Origin of the sequence: Halorubrum tibetense, from assembly GCF_042661865.1 — an archaeon.
Lineage (GTDB): Archaea > Halobacteriota > Halobacteria > Halobacteriales > Haloferacaceae > Halorubrum > Halorubrum tibetense.
Genome location: NZ_JBHSWW010000193.1, coordinates 1 through 4724 on the forward strand (window position 1 = coordinate 1; position 4724 = coordinate 4724).

A 4724-nucleotide genomic window follows, 5' to 3' on the forward strand; every position below is an offset into this window, starting at 1 on the left:
CGGTGTCGGTCTCCGCCGTCGAGGCGCTCCGGGGGGCCGCCGGCTCGCTCCCGACGGTCGCGACGGCCATCGGCGTCCTCTTCCTCGTCCTCGACCCCCGCGGTGACGCCCCGCTCCTCGACCTCGACGACTCCGTCGAGGAGTCGGCGGCGTCGTTCGACGAACGGACGGGCCGCACTGCCGCAGACTCGCGTGCCGGTCGGTTCGCCGCGTTCGTCCTCAAATCGATGGACAACGGCGCGCGGACGGCGACGATCGTCGTCATTGCAGTCGCCGCCGCCGGCATCATCCCCGGCGTCATCGGGATCACGGGACTGGGCGGGAGCCTCCGGGCGCTCATCCTCGACGTGAGTGGCGGGTCGCTCGTCCTCCTGTTGATCCTCGCCGGGATCGCCTCCGTCATCGTCGGGATGGGAATGCCGACGACGGTGATGTACATCATCATCGTGGTGCTGCTCGGTCCCGTCCTTCCCGAGTTCGGGATCGCGATCCTCGCCGTGCACCTGTTCGTGCTCTACCTCGGGCTGATGGCCGACGTGACGCCGCCGGTGATGGTGGCGGCGTACGCGGCCGCCGGCATAGCGAAGTCGGATCCGTTCGAGACCGGAAAGACGGCGTTTCTCCTCTCGCTGAACAAGATACTGGTTCCGTTCGCGTTCGTGTTCGCGCCGGGAATCCTGCTGCTCCGGTCGCGAGAAGAGGACGCGTCTATCATCACGATGGCCGACATCACCGACCTCGGATTCTTCCTCCCCGAGGTCGTCGCACCGATCGTCGCCATGTTCGCGGGCGTGTACGCGCTTGGGGTCGCGATTATCGGCTACTACCACGCCGATGTCTCTCGCGTCTCGCGGGCGCTGTTGCTGGTGGCGGCAGTGTTGCTGTCGGTTCCGGGCATGGTGCTGCTGCCGCTGAGTACGGGGATTGGCCTCTTCGGGGTCGACGTGGCGCTGTACACCTTGACTAACGACCTGATCCTCCGCGGAGTCGGGGGTGTCATGCTCGTCGCCGGGTTGGTTCGTAACCGCAGACGGGCTGCCGCAGAGCCCGCCGCCGGCGACAGAGTCGAGTCATCCGACGAATCGGCCTCGGAGTCGACGGCGTCCTGATCGCGCCACTGAGCAGGGGTTTCGACTTCGAACCGTGGGCGAGGAGAGCGCACTCGTTAAGTGTCGTCCCGGGGAAATCAGTCGTAATGAGTGGCGCATCCGGTTCGGCACGAACGCGGTACGCGATCCTCGGCTGCGGGAGCGTCGGCCACGCGGTCGCGGAGTCGCTCTCCGACCGTGGCAAGGACGTGCTCATCCTCGACCGCGACGAGAGCCGGGTCGAGGCACTCCGTGACCAGGATCTCAACGCCCGGGTACAGGACATCTCGGACCCCGATGTCGTCGACGTGGTCGATGACCGCGACATCGTGTTGATCCTCGCGTCCGACGTCGAGGCGAACAAGGCGGCCGTCTCCGCGATCCGCGAGGTCGGCGGCGACCAGTACGTCGTCGTCCGCGCCTCGGACCCCGTGAGCGAGGACGAGCTCCGCGAGCGTGGCGCGGATGTCGTGATCAACCCGTCGACGGTGATCGCCGACAGCGCGCTCCAGTCGCTCGAAACCGGCGAGCTGGAGTATATGGCTCGCCAACTCGCGGAGATAATCGAGGACGGCGGCGGCCGGATGGCGATCCTCACCCACGACAACCCGGAGCCCGACTCCATCGCCTCCGCCACGGCGCTTCAGGCGATCGCCGAGGCGTTCGGCGTCGAAGCCGATATCCTCTACTTCGGCGACGTGGGCCACCAAGAGAACCGAGCGTTCGTCAACCTCCTCGGGATCGACCTCCTCTCGCGGTCGGACGCCCCGCCGCTGTCGGAGTACGAGACCGTCGCCGCCGTCGACCTCGCGAAGTCCGCCGAGAACGACGTGGGCCCCGACGTAGCACTCGATATCTACATCGACCACCTCGAGTCCGACGCGCCGCCCGACGCCCGGTTCGTCGACGTGCGGACCAACGTCTCCTCGACCTCGACGATCCTCACGAAATACCTCCAGGAGTTCGATCAGTCGCCGAGCGAGGCGGTCGCGACTGCGCTGTTGTACGGGATCCGCGCCGAGACGCTGGATTTCAAACGCGACACCACTCCCGCGGACCTCACCGCGGCCGCCTACCTCCACCCGTTCGCGAACCACGACACGCTCGAACAGGTGGAGTCGCCGTCGATGAGCCCCGAGACGTTGGACGTGCTCGCGGAGGCGATCCAGAACCGGCAGGTGCAGGGGAGCCATCTGTTCTCGACTGCCGGATTCATTCGCGACCGCGAGGCGCTCGCGCAGGCGGCCCAACACCTGCTCAACCTGGAGGGGATCACGACGACGGCTGTCCTCGGGATCGCCGACGACCACATCTACCTCGCCACCCGCTCGAAGGACATCCGGCTCAACATCGGTAACGTCCTGCAGGAGGCGTTCGCGGAGATGGGTGACGCGGCCGGCCACTCCACGCAGGGGTCGGTCGAGATCCCGCTCGGCATCTTCACCGGGATCGAGGCGAGCGGCGGGAACCGCGACACGCTGCTCCACCTCACCGAGGAGGCCGTCCGCCGGAAGCTGTTCGACGCGCTCGGCGTCGAAGGCGGTACGGAAGGCGGGAACGGCTCGTCGTAGGCCGGGGTCGCACCTATCGGGCGGAAACGACCCTTGGTCGGATCCGCCCCTGGCCCGTACCGATCGGGTACCGCAGTCACACGAATACAAGGAGGAAGCCCACGGATTTAGCCGTGGGAGGAATCCGACAAGCCTCGAATCAACCCACGAGCGATAGCCCGCCGACTCCCCCACGCTCGTCGTAGAATTTATAAAGAGCCAATCTGATATGTGAAATACGGATGGAGGACGTGATTCGCACCGTCAAGGTCAAACTCGACGTACCCACAGAGCGGTGCGACGACCTCCATCAGACCAAAGACCAGTTTCTCCACTGTGCGAACACCACCGCAGAGTGGGCGTGGAGACACCCACACGACTACTGCGTCACCTCAAAACAGAAAGCCGAGAACGCCCTCTACGACCAACTCCGCACCGAGACGGAGTTGACCGCGAACCTCGTTCAGAAAGGGATTCGACGTGCTATCGAGGCCACGAAAAGCGGTGTCTCTCGACTCAAAAAAGGCGACAACACCAGTCAACCGTATTTCGATGCGTGGAGCGTCGTCTACGACAAGCGAAGTGCGACGTTCCATCGAGACCACGTTTCCCTCTCGACCGTCAACGGGCGTGTCGGATGCGACTACGTGCTCCCCGACGACTCAGAGGGAACGCCAATTGGCGAGTACCTGCTGAACGAGGACTACGAGTTCCGTATGTCCACGTTACAGTACGACCGTTCCACAGAGTCGTTCTACCTCCACGCTCGAATGCGCCGAACCACAGACGAGCCAGAGCAGTCCGCAACTGCTTCTGAAGACGCCAAGCACAGAACAGTCCTTGGCGTTGACCTGAACGTGGACGGCTCGCTCGCCGTGACCTCCACAGGCGCGTTCGTCGGGAACGCGGACGAAATGAATCATCGACGCCGTGAATTCGAGAAGACCCGCGGGTCGATGCAACAGGCGGGCACGCGGTCGGCACACCTGTCGATTCAGTCGATGGACGATCGAGAACACCGCTGGATACAGGACGAACTCCATCGCGCCTCGAACCAGATTCTCGACGAAGCTCGCGACCACGGCTGTACCCACGTCGCGTTCGAGAATTTGACGGATATTCGCGATCGGATGGCTGGCGCAAAGCGCTTCCACGCGTGGGCGTTCCGACGCCTGTACCACTACGTCGAGTACAAAGCCGAGATGTTCAGTATCGAGGTTGAGCAGGTGAGTCCGGCGTACACGAGTCAGCAATGTTCGTCGTGTGGGTTTACGCACGAGACAAATCGACAGTCGAAACACCAGTTCGTGTGCCAGAAGTGCGAGTACGAACTGAACGCGGACTACAACGCGAGCAAGAACATCGCTCGCAAACTTCTCAAGAAACTCCACTCGGGGCAGACGTCTTCGGGTGGAGGCGCACCCTGTCAGTGTGCGCTAACGTCAGGGACGTTGAACCTGAACGGCGATTTCCACGCCTCCGTCAAATCGACGGTAGAAGGGGAGTCCACTGACAAGCCCACGACTTCAGTCGTGGGTCACTGACACGACGGGCGTGTCTTTTTGTGCTGGCTGGGAGTGGTACGGTCATGAGCGACCCCTTCGTCGTCGTCGGTGCGGATGCAGCCGGGTTGAGCGCTGCGAGCAAGTTCCGCCGGGAGGCACCCGACCGCGACGTGGTCGTGTTCGAGAAGGGGCGGTGGATCTCCTTCGCGTACTGCGGGATGCCGTACTTCATCGAGGGGCGTGTCGAGCGGCTGTCGAACCTGCTCTCGTTGTCTCCGAGCGAGGTCGCGGAGCGGGGGATCGATCTCCGACGCGGTCACGAGGTCGTGTCAGTCGACTCCGACGCGAAGACGGTTGCCGTGGAGGCGGCCACGGGAGAGTCGCTTACACAGCCGTACAGCGACCTCCTCGTGGCAACGGGCGGCCGAGCCGTCACGGGGCCGTTCGACGTGCGGGGGGTCGACGGCGCGTTCACGCTTCACGACATGGACGCCGCCGCGGCGATGGACGCCTACATCGCGCCCCCCGACGAGTACGACCCCGCGAGAGCCGACGTGTCGGCGGTCGACCGCGAGCGGGTC

General features: G+C 64.5%; 4 protein-coding genes. All 4 read left to right on the forward strand.

All coding sequences use genetic code 11. From position 1 onward, the window contains the following. A partial coding sequence (locus ACFQEU_RS11555; RefSeq protein ID WP_379782280.1) for a TRAP transporter large permease subunit occupies nucleotides 1-1109 on the forward strand: 1109 nt, incomplete at its 5' end. An 86-nt stretch (nucleotides 1110-1195) separates the two neighbouring features. After that, nucleotides 1196-2659: an NAD-binding protein gene (locus tag ACFQEU_RS11560; RefSeq protein WP_379782282.1), complete on the forward strand. Its 1464-nt coding sequence runs from the start codon at nucleotides 1196-1198 to the stop codon at nucleotides 2657-2659. Between the two features lie 221 nt (nucleotides 2660-2880). Beyond that, nucleotides 2881-4182, forward strand: a complete 1302-nt coding sequence (locus tag ACFQEU_RS11565) for an RNA-guided endonuclease InsQ/TnpB family protein (RefSeq protein WP_379782284.1) — start codon at nucleotides 2881-2883, stop codon at nucleotides 4180-4182. A gap of 44 nt (nucleotides 4183-4226) precedes the next feature. Beyond that, on the forward strand, nucleotides 4227-4724 hold a 498-nt coding region (locus ACFQEU_RS11570), incomplete at its 3' end, for an FAD-dependent oxidoreductase (RefSeq protein ID WP_379782286.1).